Genomic DNA, 1,267 nt, shown 5'->3' on the forward strand with positions numbered 1-1,267 from the left:
CAGCCTCTAAGGTTTTTTAGCCTAAGGGAGCGTTGACCCTAACGGGCTATTTGCAACAGTGCCGAAATGAGAACATTAAATTTAAATTTCAATTTCAATTTAAACAATGAATTTTCTCCTTAACGTACGTTTTCGTTCCATTGGCCCTCAAACCCCGTTATGATCTTGATGTGATAATTTAGGTGTTTCTAAAACATGATTCATGTTAAACAATAAGTTTCTTATATGAAATCACTTGCATTTTTAATGGGGTGAAAAATTCAACATCCGTTATTATAGCACTAATGAAAGTAAAATGGTTACTTCCAGGCATCAAAACCTTAGTTTAAGATAATCGAATATAGATATATAAAATGACAGAAGGAATAGTGTATGACTAATACAAAGAAAAATACATTAACAACCGTATATATTGAAGTTAATAGTGCGTTACTATCAAATGCAGGTTGCTACCACCTCGATGATGGTAACAATCTATTTGATATCGCAATAATATTTGCCGCAAATATCAACGGTTCTGCTGAAAAGCCAGAACTATATCTTAACGAAAATGTTATGAAAATACTTAATAACGCGGAGAATCAAATTCGGCCCCTACAAGAAAAAGGTATCAAAGTACTATTATCTATAGTTGGAAACCATCAGACGGCTGGTATTTCAAATTTTCAATCGGAAGAGAAAGCTATGAATTTTGCCAGACAGGTCAAAAATATCGTTGAAAAATATGAACTTGATGGAGTAGACCTTGACGATGAATATACCGATTACAGGGATTCACCATCTCGGAATGATTCAGTTCGCTGGCTGATCTCTTGTTTACGAAGCATAATGCCGAATAAGATTATTTCGCTTTATGCCATAGGACCCGCAGCAGACTCAATGCGCACCGCCCCTCCTGAGATTGGTGCTAAATTAAGCTATGCATGGAACCATGATTACGGTTCTTATAATCCCCCCCAAATACAGGGCTTGGAGAAAAAACAGTTAGCAGCGGCTGCAATCGAACTGGGAAAAACACCAAGTTATGAGGTTGAAGAATTAGCAGAAAAAACCAAGAATAATGGCTATGGTGTTTTCTTAACCTATAATCTGAAAGGAGGAGATCAAAGTAAAGACATTTCCTTATTCGCATACATACTTTACCAACAGAACATACATTATAAAGATGAAAAGTTTACTTCGGGGATAGATGCAATTACGCCAACTGGAACGAGTGGCCAATACTGGATGTTCAAAGGCGATCGCTATATCCGATATTCAACTGATC

General features: G+C 36.5%; 1 protein-coding gene. It reads left to right on the forward strand.

What is annotated here, in order from left to right; translation table 11 throughout:
- Nucleotides 1-372: 372 nt before the first annotated feature.
- The coding region (locus AEP37_RS23755; RefSeq protein WP_053102019.1) for an endo-beta-N-acetylglucosaminidase H at nt 373-1,267 on the forward strand (895 nt) is incomplete at its 3' end.

Source organism: Yersinia pekkanenii (assembly GCF_001152565.1).
GTDB lineage: Bacteria > Pseudomonadota > Gammaproteobacteria > Enterobacterales > Enterobacteriaceae > Yersinia > Yersinia pekkanenii.